General features: G+C 53.8%; 22 protein-coding genes. 1 reads left to right on the top strand and 21 read right to left on the bottom strand.

All coding sequences use genetic code 11. The features are described from left to right. Positions 1–147: 147 nt before the first annotated feature. The 7 genes from LJA86_RS14960 to LJA86_RS14930 all read right to left on the bottom strand — a co-directional run bounded on the left by LJA86_RS14960 (position 148) and on the right by LJA86_RS14930 (position 9564). Positions 148–906, bottom strand: a complete 759-nt coding sequence (locus LJA86_RS14960) for an amino acid ABC transporter ATP-binding protein (RefSeq protein WP_014171880.1) — start codon at positions 904–906, stop codon at positions 148–150. Positions 907–913: 7 nt separating this feature from the next. Continuing rightward, positions 914–2017: an amino acid ABC transporter permease gene (locus tag LJA86_RS14955; protein WP_023309439.1), complete on the bottom strand. Its 1104-nt coding sequence runs from the start codon at positions 2015–2017 to the stop codon at positions 914–916. 9 nt (positions 2018–2026) lie between these two features. Next, the gene (locus tag LJA86_RS14950) at positions 2027–3208 is read right to left on the bottom strand and encodes an amino acid ABC transporter permease (RefSeq protein WP_048028788.1); all 1182 of its coding nucleotides are present in this window, start codon (positions 3206–3208) and stop codon (positions 2027–2029) included. 67 nt (positions 3209–3275) lie between these two features. Then, entirely contained in the window at positions 3276–4301 is a 1026-nt protein-coding gene (locus LJA86_RS14945; protein WP_045910146.1) for an amino acid ABC transporter substrate-binding protein, read from the bottom strand. A 472-nt stretch (positions 4302–4773) separates the two neighbouring features. Then, on the bottom strand, positions 4774–4995 hold the full coding sequence (locus LJA86_RS14940) for a lipoprotein (RefSeq protein WP_008502867.1): 222 nt from the start codon (positions 4993–4995) through the stop codon (positions 4774–4776). Positions 4996–5299: 304 nt separating this feature from the next. After that, positions 5300–8413, bottom strand: coding sequence for an efflux RND transporter permease subunit (locus LJA86_RS14935; RefSeq protein WP_048028789.1), 3114 nt, complete (start codon positions 8411–8413; stop codon positions 5300–5302). Between the two features lie 11 nt (positions 8414–8424). After that, on the bottom strand, positions 8425–9564 hold the full coding sequence (locus tag LJA86_RS14930; RefSeq protein ID WP_045910144.1) for an efflux RND transporter periplasmic adaptor subunit: 1140 nt from the start codon (positions 9562–9564) through the stop codon (positions 8425–8427). A 385-nt stretch (positions 9565–9949) separates the two neighbouring features. Here LJA86_RS14930 and envR point away from each other — a divergent pair, with 385 nt between their 5' ends. Further along, positions 9950–10669, top strand: coding sequence for an acrEF/envCD operon transcriptional regulator (envR, locus tag LJA86_RS14925; protein WP_045910143.1), 720 nt, complete (start codon positions 9950–9952; stop codon positions 10667–10669). Here envR and LJA86_RS14920 read toward each other — a convergent pair. From LJA86_RS14920 to LJA86_RS14855, 14 genes are all read right to left on the bottom strand, one after another. Beyond that, entirely contained in the window at positions 10585–12666 is a 2082-nt protein-coding gene (locus tag LJA86_RS14920; RefSeq protein WP_111967946.1) for a putative bifunctional diguanylate cyclase/phosphodiesterase, read from the bottom strand. The two genes, envR and LJA86_RS14920, sit on opposite strands and share 85 nt — an antisense overlap. A gap of 139 nt (positions 12667–12805) precedes the next feature. Then, the gene (locus LJA86_RS14915) at positions 12806–12970 is read right to left on the bottom strand and encodes a DUF2556 family protein (protein ID WP_008502862.1); all 165 of its coding nucleotides are present in this window, start codon (positions 12968–12970) and stop codon (positions 12806–12808) included. 177 nt (positions 12971–13147) lie between these two features. After that, positions 13148–13444, bottom strand: a complete 297-nt coding sequence (gene fis, locus LJA86_RS14910; protein WP_000462905.1) for a DNA-binding transcriptional regulator Fis — start codon at positions 13442–13444, stop codon at positions 13148–13150. A 23-nt stretch (positions 13445–13467) separates the two neighbouring features. Next, on the bottom strand, positions 13468–14433 hold the full coding sequence (gene dusB, locus LJA86_RS14905; protein WP_229226357.1) for a tRNA dihydrouridine synthase DusB: 966 nt from the start codon (positions 14431–14433) through the stop codon (positions 13468–13470). 330 nt (positions 14434–14763) lie between these two features. After that, on the bottom strand, positions 14764–15504 hold the full coding sequence (locus LJA86_RS14900) for a carbonic anhydrase (protein WP_069719891.1): 741 nt from the start codon (positions 15502–15504) through the stop codon (positions 14764–14766). Positions 15505–15632: 128 nt separating this feature from the next. Continuing rightward, the gene (gene prmA / locus LJA86_RS14895) at positions 15633–16514 is read right to left on the bottom strand and encodes a 50S ribosomal protein L11 methyltransferase (protein ID WP_045910140.1); all 882 of its coding nucleotides are present in this window, start codon (positions 16512–16514) and stop codon (positions 15633–15635) included. Positions 16515–16525: 11 nt separating this feature from the next. Next, on the bottom strand, positions 16526–17977 hold the full coding sequence (panF, locus tag LJA86_RS14890) for a sodium/pantothenate symporter (protein WP_032650448.1): 1452 nt from the start codon (positions 17975–17977) through the stop codon (positions 16526–16528). Then, positions 17967–18209 carry a YhdT family protein gene (locus tag LJA86_RS14885; RefSeq protein ID WP_048028794.1) on the bottom strand — a complete coding sequence of 81 codons (243 nt, stop codon included), beginning with the start codon at positions 18207–18209 and terminating at the stop codon, positions 17967–17969. Before LJA86_RS14885 ends, panF begins: the two co-directional genes overlap by 11 nt. A 108-nt stretch (positions 18210–18317) precedes the next feature. Continuing rightward, positions 18318–19667, bottom strand: a complete 1350-nt coding sequence (gene accC, locus LJA86_RS14880) for an acetyl-CoA carboxylase biotin carboxylase subunit (protein ID WP_024906319.1) — start codon at positions 19665–19667, stop codon at positions 18318–18320. 10 nt (positions 19668–19677) lie between these two features. Continuing rightward, on the bottom strand, positions 19678–20142 hold the full coding sequence (gene accB, locus LJA86_RS14875; RefSeq protein WP_013098992.1) for an acetyl-CoA carboxylase biotin carboxyl carrier protein: 465 nt from the start codon (positions 20140–20142) through the stop codon (positions 19678–19680). A 21-nt stretch (positions 20143–20163) separates the two neighbouring features. Further along, the gene (gene aroQ / locus LJA86_RS14870) at positions 20164–20616 is read right to left on the bottom strand and encodes a type II 3-dehydroquinate dehydratase (RefSeq protein WP_024906320.1); all 453 of its coding nucleotides are present in this window, start codon (positions 20614–20616) and stop codon (positions 20164–20166) included. 234 nt (positions 20617–20850) lie between these two features. Beyond that, positions 20851–21450 (bottom strand): protein-methionine-sulfoxide reductase heme-binding subunit MsrQ, encoded by a 600-nt coding sequence (gene msrQ, locus LJA86_RS14865; protein WP_024906321.1) that lies wholly within the window; start codon positions 21448–21450, stop codon positions 20851–20853. After that, positions 21451–22452, bottom strand: a complete 1002-nt coding sequence (gene msrP, locus LJA86_RS14860) for a protein-methionine-sulfoxide reductase catalytic subunit MsrP (protein WP_048028796.1) — start codon at positions 22450–22452, stop codon at positions 21451–21453. It lies immediately after the preceding gene. A gap of 77 nt (positions 22453–22529) precedes the next feature. Beyond that, positions 22530–23504 (bottom strand): MDR family oxidoreductase, encoded by a 975-nt coding sequence (locus tag LJA86_RS14855; RefSeq protein ID WP_048028798.1) that lies wholly within the window; start codon positions 23502–23504, stop codon positions 22530–22532. Between the last annotated feature and the right edge of the window lie 76 nt (positions 23505–23580).

Below are 23580 nucleotides of genomic sequence, written 5' to 3'. Positions count from 1 at the left end.
AGTGTGGGGTCTCCCCATGTGAGAGTAGGGAACTGCCAGACATCAAACAAGTGAAAAGGCCATCCGAAAGGATGGCCTTTTTGCGTTATGATTCTCGTGAAAACGGTAGGCCCGGTAAGCGCAGCGCCACCGGGCAAAAACAGCAGATTAATGAATCACCTGCGACAGGAATGCTCGCGTACGTTCTGACTTCGGATGCGCAAAGAACTCATCCGGTGGCGCCTGCTCAACAATCTCCCCACGGTCCATAAAGATCACCCGGTCAGCCACGGTTCTCGCGAACCCCATCTCATGCGTGACGCACAGCATAGTCATGCCGGATTGTGCCAGCCCAATCATGGTATCCAGAACCTCCTTCACCATTTCCGGATCGAGAGCTGATGTCGGTTCATCAAACAGCATAATTTTCGGTTTCATACACAGTGAACGGGCGATAGCCACACGCTGCTGCTGGCCACCCGATATCTGGCCAGGGAACTTATTCGCATGCTCTGCGATACGTACGCGCTCCAGGTAGTGCATTGCCAGCGCCTCGGCTTCCTTTTTCGGCATCTTCCGTACCCAAATCGGTGCAAGCGTACAGTTCTGGAGAACGGTCAGGTGCGGAAACAGATTAAAGTGCTGAAAGACCATTCCCACTTCCTGACGCACGCGTTCGATATTGCGGATATCTTCATTCAACTCAATACCATCAACCACGATGCGTCCTTGCTGATGCTCTTCAAGATGGTTAATGCAGCGAATGGTTGTGGATTTCCCGGATCCGGAAGGGCCGCACAGGACAATGCGTTCGCCCTGCTTGACCTTGAGATTAATGTCCTTCAGGACATGAAACTGTCCGTACCATTTGTTCACGTTTTCCAGCGTAATCATCGCGTCGGCGGGTGTCATAGTTATTTGGCTCATATTTTCCTCAGTGCGGTGTACGCCCGGTGTTAAAGCGCTTTTCCAGATGCTGGCTGTAGCGCGACATGCTAAAACAAAAGATCCAGTAGATCAGGGCAGCAAAGACATATCCTTCGGTGGACATGCCCAGCCAGACAGGGTCAACGGTTGCCTGCTGCACGCTGCTAAAGAGATCGAACAATCCGATGATGATCACCAGGCTGGTATCCTTGAAGAGGGCAATGATCGTGTTGACCAGACCCGGGATGACCAGCTTGAGTGCCTGGGGAAGAATGACCAGCCCCTGCGTTTTCCAGTAGCCGAGCGCCAGTGATTCTGCCGCTTCGTACTGGCCTTTAGGCAACGCCTGCAGACCACCGCGCACAACTTCTGCAACATAGGCGGACTGGAAGAGAATTACCCCGACCAGGGCACGGATCAGTTTGTCGATCGTTGTGCCTTCAGCCATAAACAGCGGCAGCATGACCGACGACATAAACAGGACGGTGATAAGCGGTACGCCGCGCCAGAACTCAATGAAGATAACGGAGAGCACGCGGACGATCGGCATTTTTGAACGTCGCCCCAGGGCAAGTAAAATCCCCCACGGCAGAGCACCGGCTATCCCCACTGATGCGATAATCAACGTCAGCGTCAGCCCGCCCCACTGGCGTGTTTCAACGCGTTCCAGCCCCAGAAAACCGCCATAGAGCAGCACCCAGACAATAATCGGATAAACCACCGCCCAGACGGCAATATAGCGTCCACGGTGAGGCAGCTTTTTCCAGAACATGACTGCGACAGAGAGCAGGCCGATAACCAGCGCCAGATTAATCCGCCAGCGCTGTTCATGCGGATACAACCCATACATGAACTGACCGAAGCGTTCATGGATAAACACCCAGCAGGCACCGGCTTTTGTACAGTCTGCCCGGGTTGAACCGACCCAGTTGGCCTGTAAAAACGCCCAGTTCAGCAGGGGAGGAATCAACTCCCACATGAGCCACAGGCAGACAATCGTCAGCAGGCTGTTACTCCAGCTGGAGAACAGATTCTTGCGCGCCCAGAGAATGAAACGTCCACCTGTTGAGTTGGCAGGGCGCGAGGAGTGCGACAGTATCGCTTTTGTCATCATAAATCCTTAGCGCTCGACCAGTGCTATACGACGGTTATAGAGGTTCATCAGCAATGAAATCACCAGGCTGATGATGAGATAGACAGACATGGTGATGGCGATGGTTTCAATGGCTTGTCCGGTCTGGTTAAGCACGGTTCCGGCGAAGAGTGACACCATATCGGGATAACCAATGGCAGCGGCCAGCGACGAGTTTTTGACAATATTAAGATACTGGCTGGTCAGAGGGGGAATGATGACCCGTAAAGCCTGCGGGATGATGACCTGGCGAAGCGTCACGGTATGCGGTAATCCCAGTGAGCGTGCCGCCTCGTGCTGTCCGTAAGGTACTGCCTGGATCCCGGCACGAATAATCTCAGCGATAAAGGCTGAGGTATAAATCGACAGCGCCAATGTCAGAGCTGCCAGCTCGGGAATTAATACCATCCCGCCCTGAAAGTTGAAGCCCCGCAGATGAGGAATGTCCCAGTGCAGTGCGGCCCCAAACAGCCAGTGAGCCACCAGCGGCAGGCTAACGATCAGGACGACTGCCGTGGGCCAGGTTCTGCGAAGCTGGCCGGTTTTGATCTGATGCGTGCGGTTAAAACGGAATACCCCAGTAGTGAGAGCAAGCGCGATCGCAATCGCGCCGATAAAAGCGTACAGCCCTTCGCCCGGCAGAGGAGAAGGAATGGATAGCCCACGGTTGCTCAGGAAGAAAAGCTCAAACGCGTCGACGGCCTGACGGGGGCCGGGTAGGTTACGCAATACGGCAAAATACCAGAAGAAGATCTGCAGGAGCGGGGGGATATTGCGGAACGTTTCAATATAAACAGTCGACAGCTTCCGCAGGAGCCAGTTTTCAGAAAGACGCGCCAGACCAATAAAGAAGCCCAGTATCGACGCGAAGACGATACAAAGCGCCGATACCAGCAGCGTATTCAGTAAACCGACCACGAACACGCGTCCATACGTGTCACCTTCCTGGTAATCAATAAGATGCTGAACAATGCCAAACCCCGCGCTGCGATCTAAAAACGCGAAACCGGAGGTAATGCCGCGATTATTCAGGTTGGTGATGGTGTTATGGATGAGATACACGGCGATGAGAACAACCGCAACAATAGCAATAATCTGGAATAGCCAGGCGCGGACCGCGGGATGAGAAAAGGATAGCGATCCTTTTACGGCTGAGCGGCGATGGGACATAAAGAAACCTCAGTAACCATGACTCTGGAGTGGGCACTGCCGGAGCAGTGCCCGTTACAGCTATGACTTAACGTACTGGTGGTGCGTACTGAATACCGCCGTTGTTCCAGAGATTGTTCTGGCCGCGTTTGATCTTCAGCGGGCTTTCCGATCCCACGTTGCGTTCAAAGATCTCAGAGTAGTTGCCCACCTGTTTGATGATGTTGTAGGCCCACTTGTTATCCAGCTTCAGATCCTTGCCGAAATCACCTTCTGTACCCAGCAGGTGTGCCATATCCGGGTTGGATGGTTTAGCCGCTTTCTCATCCACGTTTTTCGAGTTGATGCCCATCTCTTCTGCGTTCAGCATGGCAAACAGCGTCCAGCGAACAATGGAGAACCAGTCTTCATCGCCACGACGTACCACCGGCCCGAGAGGTTCTTTGGAGATCACTTCAGGCAGAACAATCCATTCTGCAGGATTGCTCAGCTTAATGCGTAAGGCATACAGCTGTGACTGGTCAGAGGCCAGCGTGTCGCAACGGCCGGATTCCAGCGCTTTGGCCGACTCATCCGAGCGGTCGAATGTCACTGGCGTGTATTTCATGTTATTTGCTTTGAAATAATCGGCGACGTTCAGCTCGGTATCGGTGCCCGCCTGAATACAAACGGTGGCACCATCCAGCTCTTTGGCGCTTTTCAGGCCCGCTTTATTGTGGGTCAGGAAACCTATACCGTCATAATAGGTCACGCCCGTGAATGACATCCCCATCCCTGCGTCGCGGGAGGAAGTCCAGGTGGTATTACGGGAGAGCATGTCAACCTCACCGGACTGCAGCGCCGTAAAGCGTTCTTTCGCCGTCAGCGGGGTATATTTTACTTTGCTGTCATCACCAAAAACGGCGGCAGCAACGCCACGGCAGACGTCCACATCGATACCGGTAAATTTGCCGTTCGCATCGGCATAAGAGAAGCCAGGCAAACCGTCACTGATACCGCATTGAACAAAACCTTTCTTTTTAACGGCATCCAGTGTCGTTCCCGCATGGGCTTGACCGGCTACGGCAAATATCATGCCTGCAGCGGCCAGGCTGGCTATCATCGTCTTTTTCATAATGCATCCTGTGTGGCGAAATTTATCGTTATAGAGGCGTTTTTAAACGCTTTACCTGTCTGTGGCGTTGGCCAACGTTTATAAAGCAAACGTAATGCCAGTTTTGCGTTCGACAAAATAAGAGATGAGTGAACGCTTAATGCTGAGTGTAGACAGGCTTAAATAAAACGAGCGCCCTGAAACGGTGCGAAATTACAACCTGTGCCACAAATTGGAGCAAAAGTTTTGAGTCGCGTCAGGAAAAAGACAAGATAGTTTCTAGCGTGAATATTGGCAGGGTAGTCAATAATATTAATGTGTGAAAATCATCACAATAGAACCGGTAATTTAAATGAGTATACGAAAAAGATGTGACTGGTTTCAGGATGAAATGAACAGCGCGAATAAATACGGGGCTATTTTTTACTTATTTGAAAATAGTGCACTGATTAAAAGCAAAAGCGCGGCCAGAGCCGCGCTTTCTTAACAACTGTTACTTCGTCAGGGCAACAATACCCAGCGTCAAACCTGCCACTGCGGCAGCACCGCCGGCGATAGCACCCGCAGTTTCCCAGTTATCCTGGGTGGTGCCTTTCATGCAGGTATTGGTATGAACCAGTCGGCCCTGGTCGTCGTAAACCGGTACACATGGAGAGTCGTGCGCGCAACCAGCAAGCAGCGCAGCGAGTAGTGCAACGGAAATGAATCTTTTCATGATGTTACCTCAATATTATTTCTCATCCGCTATAAAGCCAGGAGGGCAATTAACGAACTGGAGGTTATTTTACCACCGGGGTAAGTCCGCGTTACACGAGGAATAATCTCAAATTATGTAGTTTGTAAAAATCGTGGAGAAAAGTCGTTTTCAGGACGAATTAATGGAGACATTATGAAGCTGCAAGAGAGTATTTTTACTTAATGCAAATCATCGTATTTTTAACATTAGTTTTGCTTAATGCCTAATTCATTGTTTGTGTTAAAAATAAAAAAGGCACCAGAGGTGCCTTTTTAGGGAAATGTTAATCTTTATGGCGGGTAAAGCGTCGACGGACCACCACAAAGAATACGGGTACGAAGAAAATCGCCAGCAGCGTTGCGGAAAGCATTCCCCCCATCACGCCCGTACCGACGGCGTTTTGCGCACCGCTCCCTGCCCCGGAGCTGATCACCAGCGGCATGACGCCCAGTATAAAGGCCAGAGACGTCATCAGGATCGGTCGAAGGCGCATCCTTGACGCCTCCAGCGTGGCCTCAATGATGCCTTTACCCTCTTTCTCCATCAGGTCCTTAGCAAATTCGACGATCAAAATGGCGTTTTTCGCTGACAGACCAATCGTGGTCAGCAGGCCGACCTGGAAATAGACGTCATTGTTTAACCCGCGCAGTGATGCTGCGAGAAGCGCCCCGATGACCCCCAGCGGCACAACCAGCATGACGGAGAACGGAATGGACCAGCTTTCATACAGCGCCGCCAGACACAGGAACACCACGATCAGTGAGATGGCGTACAGTGCAGGCGCCTGGTTACCCGAAAGTCGCTCCTGGTAAGACATTCCTGTCCAGTCATAACCGATGCCGGAAGGCAGTTTTGCCGCGAGGCTTTCCATCATAGCCATGGCTTCGCCGGTACTTTTACCCGGGGCTGATTCACCGAGGATCTCCATAGAGGGCATTCCGTTGTAGCGCTCCAGACGAGGTGAACCGTAAACCCAGTGAGCGTTGCTAAAGGCTGAGAACGGCACCATTTCCCCGTTCGCACTGCGCACGTAAAGATTGTTAATATCTCCTGGCAACATACGGAATTTTGCATCAGCCTGGACGTAGACCTTTTTCACGCGCCCATGATCGATAAAGTCATTCACATAGGTGCCGCCTAAGGCTGTCGAAATCGTCTGGTTGACGTCAGAAAGACTGATGCCCAGCGCCTGGGCTTTCTCCTGGTCGACGTCCAGCTTGAACTGTGGCGTATCCTCCAGACCGTTAGGACGCACGCGTACCAGCAGGTCGGGGTGCTCTTTCACCATGCCGAGCAGCTGGTTACGCGCCTGCGTCAGCTGGGTATGTCCGAGGTTAGCCTGATCGATCAGTTCAAAGTCGAAGCCCGTTGCGGTACCCAGCTCAATAATGGCAGGCAGGTTAAACGGGAAAACAAGGCCGTCTTTAATCTGACTGAAGGCTTTCGTCGCACGACCCACAATCGCCTCGACCCCATTTTGTGCCCCAGGTCGCTCCTCCCAGGGTTTGAGGCTGATGAAGGCAATACCGGAGTTCTGGCCCTGGCCACTAAAGCTAAAGCCGTTTACGGTAAAGACGGATTCAACATTCGCCTTCTCTTTATTCAGGTAGTAGTCCTGAACCTGATCGAGGACCTGCTGAGTACGCGTCTGGGTTGCCCCCGCAGGCAGCTGAACCATCGTCATAAACACCCCCTGATCCTCTTCGGGGAGGAAAGAGGTGGGTAAGCGCAGGAAGAGCACCGCCATCCCACCGACAATAATGACGTACACCACCAGATAGCGCCCGGTTTTGCGCAAGATACCGCTCACGCTGTTACTGTAGTGCTCCACGCTCTTATCAAAAAGCGCATTAAACCAGCCGAAGAAACCCCCTTTTTTCTCATGATGATCGGCGGATACGGGCTTAAGCAACGTTGCACAGAGTGCAGGCGTCAGGATTAGCGCAACCAGTACGGACAACGCCATAGCGGAAACGATAGTCAGCGAGAACTGGCGATAGATCGCCCCCGTCGAGCCGCCAAAAAAGGCCATCGGGATAAAGACCGCCGAGAGCACCATGGCGATCCCCACCAGCGCACCCTGAATCTGCCCCATCGACTTCTGCGTGGCCTCTTTCGGTGGCAGCTTGTCCTCAACCATGACGCGTTCAACGTTCTCGACGACGACAATAGCGTCATCAACCAGCAGGCCTATCGCCAGCACCATGCCGAACATTGTCAGGGTATTGATGGAGAAACCGAACGCCGCCAGAACCGCGAAGGTACCCAGCAGAACGACCGGAACCGCGATCGTCGGGATGAGCGTTGCCCGCAGGTTTTGCAGGAACAGGTACATGACCAGGAAGACGAGAACGATCGCCTCAAACAGGGTCTTCACCACTTCGTGGATAGAGATTTTCACAAACGGCGTGGTGTCATAGGGGTAGACGACTTTGAGCCCCTGCGGGAAGAACGGCTGCAGTTGTGCCAGCTTGCTCTTGATGGCTGCTGCCGTATCCAGCGCATTGGCCCCGGTTGCCAGCTTAATCCCCAGGCCGGTTGCTGCCTGCCCGTTGATTTTCGTCACCATGTTGTAGTTTTCGCCACCCAGCTCAATGCGAGCCACGTCCTTCAGATGCACCATCGAGCCGTCCTGGTTCACCTTGAGCGTCACGCGACCGAACTCTTCCGGTGATTTCAGGCGGGTTTGCGCGATGATCGAGGCATTCAGCTGTTGTCCCGGGATGGACGGCGTCCCGCCCAACTGGCCTGCCGCTATCTGGTCGTTCTGCGTTTTCAACTGGTTGATGATATCCAGCGGCGTCAGCTGGTATTTGTTCATCGCATTGCTGTCGAGCCAGATACGCATCGCATATTGGGCGCCAAACAGCTGCACGTCACCGACGCCAGACGTTCGGCTGATGGCATCTTTGACGTTCGAGGCGACATAGTCGGAGATGTCATCCTGCGTCAGGTTTTTGTTGTCTGATACAAAACCGGCAACAAGCAGGAAGCTGCTGCTGGACTTCTCAACGCCAATCCCCTGCTGCTGCACCTCTTGCGGCAGCAGCGGCATGGCGAGCTGCAGCTTGTTCTGAACCTGCACCTGGGCGATGTCCGGATCGGTTCCGGACTCGAAGGTCAGGGTGATCGTGACGTTACCCGCTGAATCGCTGGTGGAGGACATATACATCAGGTTATCGATACCGTTCATGTTCTGTTCGATAACCTGGGTCACGGTATCCTGTACCGTCTGGGCATCTGCTCCCGGGTAGGTCGCGGATATCGCCACGGCGGGAGGTGCAATGGTCGGATACTGTGCGACGGGAAGTTTGAGAATGGCCAGTCCGCCTGCAATCATCAAAATGATGGCAAGTACCCAGGCGAAAACCGGTCTCTGAATAAAGAAATTAGCCATGTCGTCGTCCCTTAACTGGCCGGAGCGGTGGTGGTATCAGGCGTAGCGACGACGGTTACGCCCGGTCTAACCTTCTGTAGTCCGCTGACAATCACGCGGTCACCGTTTTTCAGCCCTTCCGTTACCAGCCAGCGGTCGCCAATCGCCTGTGGCGCAACGACGGTGCGAGACTCAACCTGATTTTTATCGTTCACCACCATCACGGTGGCATCGCCTCGCGGTGTGCGGGTCACGCCTTGCTGGGGAACCAGTATCGCATCCGGCTGTGTACCTTCATCAATGCGGGCGCGAACGAACATACCGGGTAACAGCAGATGTTGAGGATTCGGGAAAATGGCGCGCAGGGTAATCGAGCCGGTACTTTCATCCACCGTGACGTCGGAGAACTGCAATGTGCCTTTCAGTGGATAGGGCTGCCCGTTCTCCATCAGTAGCTCAACGCTGCTGGCGGTATCGCCTTTTTGCAGGCTCGTCTGCTTCAGACGCATAAAATCATTACTGGACTGGGTCACATCAACGTAAATCGGATCAAGCTGCTGGACCGTTGCCAGCGCCGCGGTTTGTCCGTTCGTCACGAGCGCGCCTTCCGTCACGCTGGATTTGCCGATGCGGCCATCGACGGGAGACGTCACTTTGGTATAGGCAAGATTGATGCGTGCACTTTCAACGCCCGCTTTGGCGGCGACGACGCTGGCATCTGCCTGCTGGGCCGTGGCGACGGCCTGGTCATACTCTTGCTTGCTGACATACTGTGTGCCGACCAGCGGGAGATAACGTTTCACCGTCAGGTGTGCAATATTGGCCGCCGCCTGGGCCTTCGCCAGCTCGCCTTTCGCGTTATCGTAAGCCGCCTGATAGGTTGCAGGATCAATCTGATAAAGCGAATCCCCGGCTTTTACATCACTGCCTTCCGTGAAGTTGCGGCGCAGGATAATACCGCTAACCTGCGGACGAACCTCTGCCACGCGGAACGCATCAGTTCTGCCCGGGAGTTCAGTGGTGACAGCCAGCGGTGCGCTTTTCACAATATGCACGCTGACCTGGGGGGCCTGCGGATGTTGCGGTTGGTTTTCCTGGCCATCGCATCCTGAGAGCAGTGCAGCGCAGACAATGAAACCGGCTAAAGGTAAGCGTCTGAAATGATTCGTCATTACTGGTCCTTTAAATACCCGGAAACCGATATTTGGCGTGAATCGGTAGCAGGGGCAGCGGGATAAAAAATAAAATGTAGCTGCGTATAATAATGAGGGTATTTAATGTTTTTTAATTTATAAGTGCGAATAACATGGTCTGAGCGGAAAAATCAGAATCAGGCTCGGTTTATTTCTCCGTCATCTTCCGGCAAGCTAATCAGTTAAATAGCGCTTAACGTGATTTAATTATTCATGCTGTGAATTTAAACTTAAATATATATTTAGCTAAGCTATAAATTAAGAAGATTGACTTTTTTTGTGCAAAATTAAAACGGAATTTGGTGAATACTTTCTCCTGACCCCTGTGTTACGTATAAATCTTGTGAGTAGCGAGTAGTTGTCTATGGCGCGTAAAAAGAAAGAAGAAGCTCAACAAACCCGGCAGCAGCTGATTGAGGCGGCTATCGGCCAGTTTGCGACGCGTGGCGTAGCCAACACGACGCTGACGGACATCGCGGATGCCGCAAAGGTTACGCGCGGTGCCATTTACTGGCACTTCACCAGTAAAGCCGAAATATTTAATGCCATCTGGGAGCAGCAATTGCCGCTTCGCGACATTATTCGCGACCGGCTTTCCCTTTCCGAAGGTGATGATCCATTGTTAATACTTCGTGAGCAATTTATTACTGCGCTGCAGTATATTGCGCGTGAGCCCCGACAATGTGCCCTTTTACAAATTCTGTATCACAAATGTGAATTTAGCAGTGATATGATTTCTGAGAGTGAGATAAGAAAACGGATTGGATTCAATTATGACACGCTGCGTGCCACGCTGGAGGCCTGTATTTCACGTAACATCATTTCGCCAAAGGTAAATGTTGATCTGACCCTGATCGTATTCCACGGTTTTTTTAGCGGGATCATTAAAAACTGGTTAATGAATAACGACAGTTTCAATCTTTTTCAGCAGGCTCCCGCCCTGGTTGATAGCATTCTGGCGACACTGCCTGTCATTCGCGTATCGCCTCATGATGATGCTTACAGCTCAGCGCCAGGTAACATTTCCCCTCGCGCGCAAAGTGCCTCAATGGTTTGCGCGCTGACGGGTTTACCTAACAGATAACCCTGAAGGGTGTTGCAACCCAGCTCGGTTAAAAAAGCTTGCTGTGCTTCGGTTTCCACACCTTCAGCCACGACTTTCAGGTTGAGTGTTTTGGCGAGGGCCACAATCGCTGAGACAATGGTGGCATCCTCGCTTTCCCCGCTTAGCTCTTTCACGAACGCCCTGTCGATTTTCAATTCACAGGCCGGTAAGCGCTTGAGGTACAGCAGGCTCGAATATCCGGTACCAAAATCATCAATGGAGGCCTTTACGCCCGCTTCAGTCAGCTCTGTCAGCACCCGTACACTTTCATCCGGGTTGCTCATTGCCGTGGTTTCCGTCACTTCCAGGATCAACATTTCTGGTGGCACATGATGAAGTGCCAGGCAGTTGAGAACCGTGTTGACCAGCGAAGGCTGTTCAAACTGCAGCGTCGACAGGTTTACCGCCATTGACCAGTTTTGATGTCCCTGAAGATGCCATTCACGCAGCTGGCGACAGGCTTCATTAATTACCCAGTTGCCGATAGGGATAATCAGCCCCGTTTTCTCCGCCAGCGGCAGGAAAAGGTCCGGGGTCAGTAACCCCTGCTTAGGATGCTGCCAGCGCAATAACGCCTCAAATCCAAGGATTGGACCGGCGGGAGCGTGAAATTTTGGCTGGTACAGCAGGCGTAGCTCATTGCGATCGATCGCCATCCACAGATCGTTCATCAACTGAAGATGGGTCTGCGCCAGCGTATTCATCGAGGGCTGGAAAAAGTGGTAACCGTTCCGGCCCATGTGCTTGGTATGGTACATCGCCGCGTCGGCGTTAAACATGAGCTCACGTTCGGTTTTGCCGTCGTGAGGATACAGCGCGATCCCAATGCTGAGGGTCACCACCAGTTCATAGTGGTCGAGGTTGAACGGGCTATCGATCGCGCGCACCAGCGAATTCGCCAGCGATGCCGCATCGTCCGGGCCTTCTCCCTCAGCCAGCAGAACAAACTCATCACCGCCGATACGTGCCAGGGTGAACTGGCCCTTCAGGAGATGCAGCAGACGCTCCGTAACGGCAATCAGCAGCTTGTCACCAACATCATGGCCGTAAGCGTCATTGATGGCTTTAAAACCGTCGAGATCCATGAACATCAGGGCGAAATGGGTCCCTTCACGATCGGCTTTGCTGATGGCCTGATCGAGTCGGTCTTCCAGCAGGATACGGTTGGGCAGACGCGTCAGGGTATCGTGCAGGGCCAGTTGTGCGAGTTCCCGGTTAGCTTCTGCAAGTGACGAGGCCAGAAGGGCGGTACGTGCCTGAAGGCGGGCATCCAGCATCGATACCAGCAGGGTAATCCCAAGAATAGAGAGCGCGACGACGCTAACCAGCACCGCCAGCCAGCTCCCGTTGATACCCTCATGGTGAACCATTGTGGACATCGGAAACTGTGCGGCTTTCATCCCGGCGTAATGCATCCCGGCAATGGCAATGCCCATGGTGATGGCGGCACCCGTGCGCATCAGCACGACCTGAGCGGCATCGTGACGCAGGCGGAAGGTCAGCCATAATGCAGCGAGTGAAGCGGCAAGCGCAATGGCGACCGAAATGGCCACCCAGACCTTGTCCCAGATAATCCCGGGCATCACCTCCAGCGCAGCCATGCCGGTGTAATGCATGGCAACAATACCGCTTCCCATCACCAGCGCACCGGGCAGCAGACGGCGCAAGCGTAACCGATCGCAGCTAACGAGCCAGAGCGCAAATAGTGACGACCCCACGGCGATGACCATCGATAACACCGTCAGGGTGGCGTTGTAGCTCATGCTCATGGAGAGGTCCATCGCCAGCATGCCGATAAAATGCATGGCCCACACGCCTATGCCCATTGCAATACCGCCACCAGCCAGCCAGACGCGGGCAGCGACGCCCTGACTCCCGGCGACACGTGCCGCCATATTCAGTGCGGTATATGCGGCAAGAATGGCGACAACAAAGGAGAGGACAACAAGGATATGGTTGTATTGGCTGACCAGCATGGACGGTTCTACTCGAGTGTGAGGTTACGCTAGAGCGGTTGAGAAGGGCGAGACATTATCACCGTCGGGTAATGGCTCAAAGGGATTTAAATCCCCGTTTTTAGTGGGTAATAACGGGGAGATTTGCGCAATCAGGCGATTAGTCGAGCTCTGAGCAGTTCACGAGTTTCAGGGGATTCACGGAGTTCATATTGCGACACTTATCGGTTTCGGTGCTCATCAGTTCAATCCACTGCATCAGGAGTGCATCGAAAATCAGAACGGAGATTGCAAAGACAACCAGCCACCAGTATTTACGAATCATTGTGTCATTCCGCGAGAAGAGCGCCAGTAGAGTGGGGGAAATATACACCAAAAGCAGCGGTTTTAAAGAGGGATAAGCGAAGGTTTACAAAGCGTTGACGGACTGAAGCAGGAAATAAAAAAGGCGCTTCCCCATGCCGAAGAGCGCCTTTTTAAACAAGCATTTAACTGATTAGTATCAGTTCATGCCGTATTTTTTCAGTTTCTTACGCAGAGTACCACGGTTGATACCCATCATCAGCGCAGCGCGGGTTTGGTTACCGCGGGTGTATTGCATCACCATGTCCAACAGTGGCTGTTCAACTTCAGCCAGTACCAGCTCATACAGGTCATTAACATCCTGACCGTTCAGTTGAGCAAAATAGTTCTTCAGTGCCTGTTTAACCGAGTCACGCAGGGGCTTTTGAGTTACCTGGTCCTGAGAGTTAACGGTAGAAACGGTCAGTACGTCAGAATTTACGCGTTGTTCGAACATAGTTCTGTCAGCTCTTTATTTCATTACGCAAGATTTTCGAAGTATGCCTCCAACGCCTCCAGCTGTTCGCTGGCATCCTCTATGGCGTTGAATGTGCGCCGAAACTGGTCATCTGGAGCGTGCTCCTGGAGATACCAGGAAACGTGTTTACGCGCAATTCGGTACCCTTTCGCCTGACCGTAGTGGTCATGCAGTTCCCGAACATGCGAACAAAGCAAGCGCTTAACCTCTGCCAGAGGCAGTGGAGCAAGCAGCTCTCCAGTGTCCAGATAATGCTGGATTTCCCGAAAGATCCAGGGTCTTCCCTGAGCGGCACGTCCTATCATCAGAGCATCAGCTCCCGTATAGTCGAGCACAGCTCTGGCTTTAAGCGGGTCAGTTATGTCGCCATTCGCGATAATCGGAATGGAAACTTTCTGCTTAACTGCCCGAATGCTGTCGTATTCAGCTTCACCGTTGAACAAACAGGCGCGCGTGCGTCCATGAATGGTCAGGGCCTGAATGCCACAGTCTTCGGCCAGTTGGGCAATCTCTACACAGTTACGGTGTTCCGGCGACCAACCCGTGCGAATCTTTAACGTAACAGGAACGTCCACTGCGCTGACAACCGCCGTCAGGATAGCTTTCACCTGGTCGGGGTATTGCAGAAGGGCTGAACCTGCAAGCTTGCGATTCACTTTTTTGGCCGGGCACCCCATATTGATATCAATAATCTGGGCACCACTTTCCACGTTGATACGCGCGGCATCTGCCATCTCTTCAGGCACGCTTCCGGCAATTTGCACGGTGCGAATACCCGGTTCATCAATGTGCACCATCCGAAGGCGGGATTTATCGCTTTCCCAAACCTGCGGGTTAGACGACATCATCTCGGATACGGTTAAACCGGCTCCCATCTCATAGCACAGCGTCCTGAACGGCCGGTCGGTAATACCTGCCATAGGGGCTGCGATCAGGTGATTTCTAAGCTGGTGGTGTCCGATGCGCATGAGTTAAGAAATGACCATACTGTGACTGCAAGGCGGCGTATATTACGCATTTTTTGCACGAGATGAAAGGCCAAACTTTGAACAATCCACTGTTGTAGATCAAGGAATCGCCGCTCAATCTTTCCGTTAAGAATTATTCACTATTTAAATCATTATGTTATGTGGGAATGGCTATTTTATGGGCGCTTACAATTTCCCGTAACTTCTCATCATTTCTGAATAAACGGCTTACCTCAGCGGGATAATCTGCTGTTTTTAGCAGCAGATTTTCCCTCTTCTTTGCGATCTGCGTCGCATTTTAGAACATGATCTTAAGGCTCAGGATGGGCGTTATTCGACCACAACACGCCCATGCAGAGACTGTACCGGACGGTTATTATCGTGATGCATGGTATGAGTAAATTTCTCAAGCTGTTCTGCTGAGACGGTTAACGGCTGTTTGAGCACGATCCAGGTGACCCCTTCAGAACACGGTGGCGTGGTCAACGAGCCACTAAAGCGCCAGTAGGTTTTCACCTTTGGCAGCAGTTTGTTCAGGTTGAGATCCTTCTCAAGGGTTACGTTCTGTTCAGCCTGCTGCGGCATCACGCTCCACAGCTTTTCCAGCTCCGGATTTGCAGCACCTTTATCAAACATGACGGCCACCACGGCCAGCTCACCCGCGCTGTTTTTATGTACCAGATGCATCTCCATCGCGTACTTTTTGCCGTGCACGGTGTTTTCGCTCGGCGCATGGAAGTGGAACTGCTGTAGCGTCCAGGTTTGCTTGTCCAGGGTGATCGTGTTGCGGGTATCTGCCTTTTCGCTGGCCTGGATGGTATGGCCATTGTTTGTCAGCCCCACGGGGCCATCAATGTAGTGCGTTTTAAGCGGGGAGAGATGGGCGTTAGCGGTTGAATCAATATTAATTGGAGACTGGTTCATTCCGCTTTGACAGGTCTTGTAAGCCTCGTCCAGTTCGCCCCAGTGTTCCGGTGAATCTTCCCCTTCGTAGCTCCAGTGTGACGCAAATGCTGAAGCCGAAACCATGCTCAGCGCCAGCAGCGCTGCCTTGCCTGTAATGTGTTTCATCATATTCTTCCGGTGAATTTTTATAATACAAATCAACATGATTTGTGTGGTTATTTTACCGAAGAATGGCAGAGGGAGAGAGGATTATCAGTGGGAGAAAGGCGTGGTCAGATGACCACGCCAAATGCTTATTTTTTACGACCGGTAATACGACACCACTCTTCTTTCTCCACCACCGGGTCGAGAGTGAAAAGATCGGCGTAGGCGTCGCACACGCTGTCCGCCTGGCTTGCCAGGATACCCGAAAGCCCCAGCAGACCGCCCTCAACGGGCAGCACGCTGATTAACGGGGCCAGCTCACGCAGTGGGCCTGCCAGAATGTTTGCGACCACCACGTCGGCTTTCATGGCTTCTGGCTGCGCATCCGGCAGATACAGCTCCAGACGATCGGAAACGCCGTTACGCTCGGCGTTGTCGCGGCTGGCCTGAATGGCCTGCGGATCGATATCGATCCCGATGGCTTTAGCCGCACCCAGTTTCAGGGCGGCAATCGCGAGGATCCCGGATCCACAGCCGAAGTCGATCACCGTCTTACCGTCCAGATCGAGACCATCCAGCCACTGCAGGCACAGGGACGTCGTGGGATGGGTGCCGGTACCAAACGCCAGACCCGGATCGAGCATGACGTTAACCGCGTTTTCATCAGGAACCTCGCGCCAGCTCGGGCAGATCCACAGACGCTTGCCGAACTGCATCGGGTGGAAGTTATCCATCCACTCGCGTTCCCAGTCTTTGTCTTCCAGCTGTTCGATTTTGTGCGCAAACCCAGCGCCCAGCAGAGGGTGGTTTTCCAGAATCGCGACGACCTCTTTCATGTCGGTTTCAGCATCAAACAGGCCGATAACGTCGGTATCGCCCCACAGGCGTGTTTCGCCCGGCAGAGGCTCAAAGACCGGCGTGTCATGCGTGTCCTGGAAGGTGATAGAGACCGAGCCGGCCTCCATCAGCGCATCGCTCAGTTCCTCGGCGTTAGCGCCGGTTGTGTTCAGTTTTAGTTGGATCCACGGCATGGCAAAACTCTTTATTTATCAGTAGAAATCATAGCGGGCTGTGGGACGGGCTGACCAAAACGGTTCCCCACCACAAACGCCAGTAAACTTAGCAGTAACGAAGGCACAATCGGATGGAAGCCCAGGTACTGAATCTTAAACGTTGCGAGGACGGCGTACAGCACACCGCCGACAATCATGCCGCTCAGCGCGCCCGCCGCGTTTGCACGCTCCCAGTAGAGCCCTAACACCAGCGGCCACAGGAATACCGCTTCAAGCCCACCAAACGCCAGCAGGTTCAGCCAGATGATCATCTCCGGCGGGCGCCATGCGGCTAACATCATCAGAATGCCGAGCACCAGCGTGGTCCAGGTCGAGATGCGTTTCAGCTTTTGCTCATTATGCATTTTAGCCGGACGCGCGCTGAGCCACAGATCTTTGATGATAGTGGCGGAAGCCTGCAGCAGGTGCGCGTTAACGTTAGACATGATGGCCGCCATTGGTGCGGCAAGGAACAAACCTGCGGCCCACGGGGGAAGAACCTGCACCATCAGCGTAGGGATCACCTGATCCGGCACGGTCAGGTGAGGTAATACGGCCCGTCCCAGCGCGCCCGCCAGATGCATACCCAGCATCAGCAGCGCGACAACGACGGTACCAATCACAATTCCCCGATGAACGGCTTTGCTGTCTTTATAGGAGATACAGCGCACGGCGGTATGCGGCAGACCGATAACCCCGAAGCAGACCAGCACCCAGAAGGAGGTCATAAACGCGGGCGTCAGGATATCATCAGCACCATGAGGGCTGACCAGTTTAGGATCGATCTGCTCCAGCGTTTGCACCGCATTGTGTAATCCACCGGCCGCGTAGATGACGCCGACCAGCAGCACAAGGGTGCCTATCAGCATCACCATGCCCTGCATGGTATCGTTCAGCACGCTGGCGCGGAAGCCGCCAAACGCGGTGTACAGCGCAATCGTGATCCCGAAGATGAGCAGCCCGGTCTCGTACTTAATACCCGCAGCCGTTTCCAGCAGGCGCGCGCCGCCAATAAACTGAACAGCAATGGCGCCGACGAAGGCGACAATGAGGCTGATACTGGCAATCCAGACCACCGCGCGGCTCTGATAACGCGCCTGCAGCATATCGTTTAGCGTAATGGCGTTATAGCGGCGAGCGAGTATGGCAAATTTTTTGCCCAGAATACCCAGTGACAGCCAGATCGTGGGCACCTGGATCATGGCCAGCAGTACCCAGCCCAGCCCGTATTTATACGCCGCGCCCGGCCCGCCAATGAACGAACTGGCGCTCACGTACGTGGCGGTCAACGTCATCGCCAGCACAAACCCGCCCATCGAACGGCTGCCGAGGAAATATTCGCTCAGGAACGATCCGGTACTGCGTTTGCGCATGGCATAGAAAGAGAGGCCAAAAACCACGATCAAATAGACAACCAGTACGGTGATGATTTCAGTTTGCATCACGATCCTCCAGCGGGAAATCGCGGAAGATAAAGCGCACCATCAGCCAGCTGAGCAAAATGAAAATCAACGGTACCAGCAGACACGCCATTTCAAACCAGTGCGGCAGGCCGGTGATACCGGAGGCTGAATTTGGTAAGTAAGCAGTTACTAACCATGCGGCGAGATAGAGAAGGGTCAGCCACAGCGCCCAGCGCGCTTCTTTATGGGCCTGAACAAAACGTTTGTCCATTTTTTGTCCCTTGTGGATGAAGAAAGCGGGGATTGTACATGATGAGGCTTTCCAGGCCCCAGAAATAAAAAAGGCCGGATAATCCGGCCTTTTCGTGCGCGCGCAGTCTTACTTCTCGTTAAGACCGAGTTTCTTCTCGAGATAGTGGATGTTGGTTCCACCATTCTGGAAGTGCTCGTCGCTCATGATACGCATCTGCAGATCAACGTTGGTTTTGATACCGTCGATGATCAGCTCCTGCAGGGCGTTCTTCATGCGGGCAATCGCCACGTCACGGTTTTCGCCGTAGCAGATGAGCTTGCCGATCATTGAGTCATAGTACGGCGGTACGGTGTAACCGGCGTAGATATGAGACTCCCAACGCACACCAAAACCACCCGGCGCGTGGAAACGCGTGATTTTACCCGGGCTTGGCAGGAAGGTGTTCGGGTCTTCGGCGTTGATACGACACTCGATCGCATGGCCTTTCACCACAACTTCTTCCTGCTTGATGGAGAGCGGCTGGCCTGCAGCGATACGCAGCTGTTCTTTGATCAGGTCAACGCCGGTGATCATTTCGGTAACCGGGTGTTCAACCTGAATACGGGTATTCATTTCGATGAAATAGAACTCGCCGTTTTCGAACAGGAACTCAAAGGTACCCGCCCCGCGATAGCCGATATCGACACACGCTTTGGCGCAACGCTCGCCGATGTAGCGACGCAGTTCCGGGGTAATACCCGGTGCTGGCGCTTCTTCGACCACTTTCTGGTGACGACGCTGCATGGAGCAGTCACGCTCTGCCAGATAGATCGCGTTACCCTGACCGTCAGCCAGCACCTGAATTTCGATGTGGCGTGGGTTTTCCAGGTATTTTTCCATGTATACCATGTCATTGCTGAAAGCGGCTTTCGCTTCAGCTTTGGTCATGGAGATGGACTGCGCCAGGTCGGCATCGCTACGCACAACGCGCATACCGCGACCGCCGCCGCCGCCGGACGCCTTGATGATAACCGGGTAGCCAATGCGTTTAGCATGAGCACGGTTAGCATCCATGTCGTCGGTCAGAGGGCCGTCAGAGCCTGGTACGGTTGGCACACCGGCTTTTTTCATCGCGGTGATTGCAGACACTTTGTCGCCCATCAGGCGGATGGTGTCGGCTTTCGGACCGATGAAGATGAAGCCAGAGCGTTCAACCTGCTCAGCAAAGTTGGCGTTCTCAGAGAGGAAGCCGTAACCCGGATGAATTGCCACCGCGCCGGTGATTTCAGCGGCGCTGATGATAGCCGGGATGTTCAGATAGCTTTTTACGGACGGAGCCGGGCCAATACAGACCGTCTCATCCGCCAGCAATACGTGTTTTAAATCGCGATCCGCGCTTGAGTGCACCGCGACGGTCTTGATGCCCAGCTCTTTACAGGCACGAAGAATACGCAGAGCAATCTCGCCGCGGTTGGCGATAACAATTTTATCCAGCATGTTCGCCTCGTTACTCGATGACGACCAGCGGCTCGTCAAATTCAACCGGCTGACCACTTTCGACCAGAATCGCTTTTACAGTACCTGATTTGTCTGCTTCGATCTGGTTCATCATTTTCATCGCTTCAACGATGCACAGGGTATCGCCTACGTTGACTTTCTGACCCACTTCGATGAACGCCTTCGCGTCCGGGCTCGGGGTGCGGTAGAAAGTACCAACCATTGGGGAACGTACGATGTGACCACTGATTTCTGCTGCAGCGGCAGGTGCGGCTTCAGTTGCTGCTGGCGCAACGGCTGCGGAGAGCGCAGGCTGCTGCACTGGCGCAGCATAAGCCTGCTGCATTACCGGGAAGCTAGCGGCTGGGGCTGCACGGCTGATGCGTACAGACTCTTCGCCTTCAGAAATTTCCAGTTCGGAGATGCCTGATTCTTCAACCAGCTCGATCAGTTTTTTAATCTTACGAATATCCATGAGTGGGTTCCGTACTCTTGTTTAGTGTGATTGTGACAAGCGTTTTACCGCTGTCTGTAAAGCGTATGAATAGCCGTCAGCGCCCAGTCCACAGATAACGCCAGCAGCGATATCTGACAGATACGAATGGTGGCGGAACGGCTCTCGGGCGTGCACGTTACTCAGGTGGATCTCGATAAACGGGATACTCACCGCGAGCAGTGCGTCGCGGATAGCAACACTGGTGTGCGTAAACGCGGCCGGATTGATCAGGATATAGTCCACATTGTCTTTAGCCTGATGAATACGGTCGATGATTGCGTACTCCGCATTCGACTGAAAATGATCCAAATCCACATTCAGTGACGCTGCTTCCGTTCCCAGACGGTTAACAATTTCACTCAATGTCAGCGTGCCGTACTTCTCTGGCTCACGGGTTCCGAGCATGTTCAGGTTCGGTCCGTTCAAAACTAAGATATGGAACTTATCAGTCATTATGCCGCTATCTCCTGCGATTTTCGGGTAAAAAACAAAATATACCTTCGAAACGCAAATGTCACCTTTTCAGAGGCTTAAAACCGCTGTCAGGCGAACCAAGGTCGCACATTATAACGATTTCGTAGCATTTAGCAGCTAAATACTGGTCTTATCAGGGAAGATTATCAACCGCTATCCGAAAAAGATTTGCGGTTGACGGGGAATATGCGGGAAAACGCACAGTTTCGCGCACTATCGCAACCACTGGCGGAACTTCTTGTAACGCCATGCTAAAAGCGCCACGGCGGCCAGTGCGTACAGGACCGGCTGCGGGGAGAGGATCTTCACCGACCACAGGTAATGAATGGGAGCGAGGATCGCGACAAGATAGACGAAGTTGTGCAGCAGCTGCCAGCGCCTGCCCAGTTTTCGCTGTGCATATTGCGTGGAGGTCAGCGCTAACGCCAGTAAAATCACCCAGCTCACAATACCCAGCGTCAGATAAGGGCGTGTCACCAGTTCGCGGCCAAGCAGTGCCAGATTGTTAATTCCCAGCTCCAGCAGGGCATAGCTGGTGAGATGCAGCGTCGCCCAGGCAAAACACCATAGCCCTAACAGCCGACGGGTGCGTATCAACAGCGGCTGTTTAGCGTAGCGCGCCAGCGGCGAGACGAGCAAGGTGGCCAGCAAAAATTTCAGAGCCATCCGACCGGTAAAATGCTGGATATCCTTGGCCGGGTCGGCGCTAAAGAGCCCCTGGCTGGCGGCCCAGAACAGCCATATAAAAGGAAGCAGCCCGGCCAGATGCAGAAGCACTTTCAGCCAGGTAATCTGTTTTGCCGTTAAACGCACTCAGAAGTTCTCCCGTAAATTGAGGCCACGGTACAGCGAGGCCACTTCATCCGCATAACCGTTAAACAGCAGCGTGGGCTGACGCTTCACGTCCAGCGCACCGCCGGAACCGATAAACCGCTCGGTCGCCTGCGACCAGCGCGGGTGATCCACATGCGGGTTCACGTTGGCGAAGAAACCGTATTCGTCCGGGGCCGCCAGATTCCAGGTGGTAGGCGGGCGCTCGCGGGTGAGCTTAATGCTGACGATGGACTTAATTCCTTTGAAACCGTATTTCCACGGTACGGTTAAACGAATGGGGGCACCGTTCTGCGGCGGAAGCGCCTTGCCGTACACGCCGACGGTCAGCAGGGTAAGCGGGTGCATCGCCTCATCGAGGCGTAACCCTTCCACATACGGATACTCAAGCCCGCCGCCAATAAACCGGTCTTTTTGTCCAGGCATCTCGTCCGGCGCATAGCGCGTCTGGAAGGCGACATATTTTGCGTTGCTGGTGGGCTCAACCATCGCCAGTAATTTATGCAGCGGGAAGCCAATCCAGGGCACCACCATCGACCAGGCTTCCACACAGCGCATACGGTAGATACGCTCTTCGAGCGGGAAACGGGTGGTCAGATCGTGATGATCCAGCGTCAGAGGTTTCGCCACTTCGCCCTCAATCTTCAGCGTCCACGGATCGGTTTTGAGGCTACCGGCGTTGGCGGCAGGATCGGCCTTGTCGAGACCAAATTCGTAGAAGTTGTTGTAGCCGGTGACTTTATCTTCTGGCGTAAGCGCGAGTTTGTTCTGCCATTGGGCGGGTTTCGTAAAGGTGAGCGGGGCGCCGGAAGGGGCCTTCGGCCGATCGTTGCCTTTAAACCAGTCGAGCAGGTCGGCGTGTGCTGCCGGCGAGAGCGAGAGCGCGGTGGCGCTGATGCCAAGCATTTTCAGGATCTGGCGGCGCTGTAACATAAAGACAGACTCAGACGTTACGTCGGCTTCCGTCAGTTTTCGGTTTTTCATGGCATCCTCCGTCATGCGTTTTCCTAAGCATGACGGAGGAGAGGGATTCGCGCGAATATGTCACGAAAATTTGAAGATTAGGCGATTTTCACCAGCGCGCGACCGTGGAACTGGTTGTCCATGATCTTACTGGCATAGTCCGGTGCCTGGCTGAGCGTAATCTCCGTGGCGCTCCGGGTGTAGAAGGATTCCGGCAGGTCGCGTACCAGACGTTCCCATGCCTGCGTACGGCGAGCCGCTGGGGTCATCACGGAATCCACACCCTGCAGGCGGACGTTACGCAAAATAAATGGCATCACGGTGGTGGGCAGGGCAAATCCGCCCGCCAGTCCGCAGGCAGCCACGCAGCCGCCGTAGTTCATCTGCGCCAGGACTTTTGCCAGCACCTTATCACCGACGGTATCTACCGCGCCTGCCCAGACCTGTTTTTCCAGCGGACGGGTTTCAGCGAATTCGTCACGGCTGAGAATGCGGTTTGCACCGAGCTGGCGCAGGTAATCGTGGGTGCTTTCACGACCGGAAACCGCCGCGACCTGATAGCCCAGTTTGTGCAGTAACGTCACTGCCGTGCTCCCCACGCCCCCGCTGGCACCGGTGACGACAATTTCGCCCGATTCAGGGCGGATACCCGCCTCTTCCAGCGCCATTACGCACAGCATCGCGGTAAAGCCTGCCGTGCCGACGATCATCGCTTTGCGGCCATCCATGCCTTTCGGCATCGGCACCAGCCAGTCGCCCTTCACGCGCGCCTGCGTGGCCAGCCCGCCCCAGTGATTTTCACCTACGCCCCAGCCGGTGAGCAGCACCTGCTGGCCCGGGTGGAAGCGCGGATCCTCGCTGGTATGAACCCGGCCCGCGAAATCAATACCTGGCACCATAGGGAAATTTCGGATGATTTTACCCTTACCGGTAATCGCCAGCGCATCTTTATAATTTAAACTAGACCAGTCGATGTCGACGGTTACTTCGCCTTCCGGCAGGCGACTCTCTTCTACCGCCTGCACTGAGGCAAGCGTTTTGCCGTCCTGCTGTTCTAAGATCAAAGCCTGCATACGGGGTCCTCTCGACTCATATGATTGGAAAATAATTTCTGAAGACTATACTCGCTCAGGGAAACGCAGTGCCGAT

The sequence above is a fragment of the Enterobacter sp. TCD1-1 genome (genome assembly GCF_020567405.1).
GTDB classification, from domain to species: domain Bacteria; phylum Pseudomonadota; class Gammaproteobacteria; order Enterobacterales; family Enterobacteriaceae; genus Enterobacter; species Enterobacter quasiroggenkampii.
The sequence above is the reverse complement of the archived record's forward strand: the minus strand, read 5'-3'. Positions and strand labels throughout refer to the sequence as shown.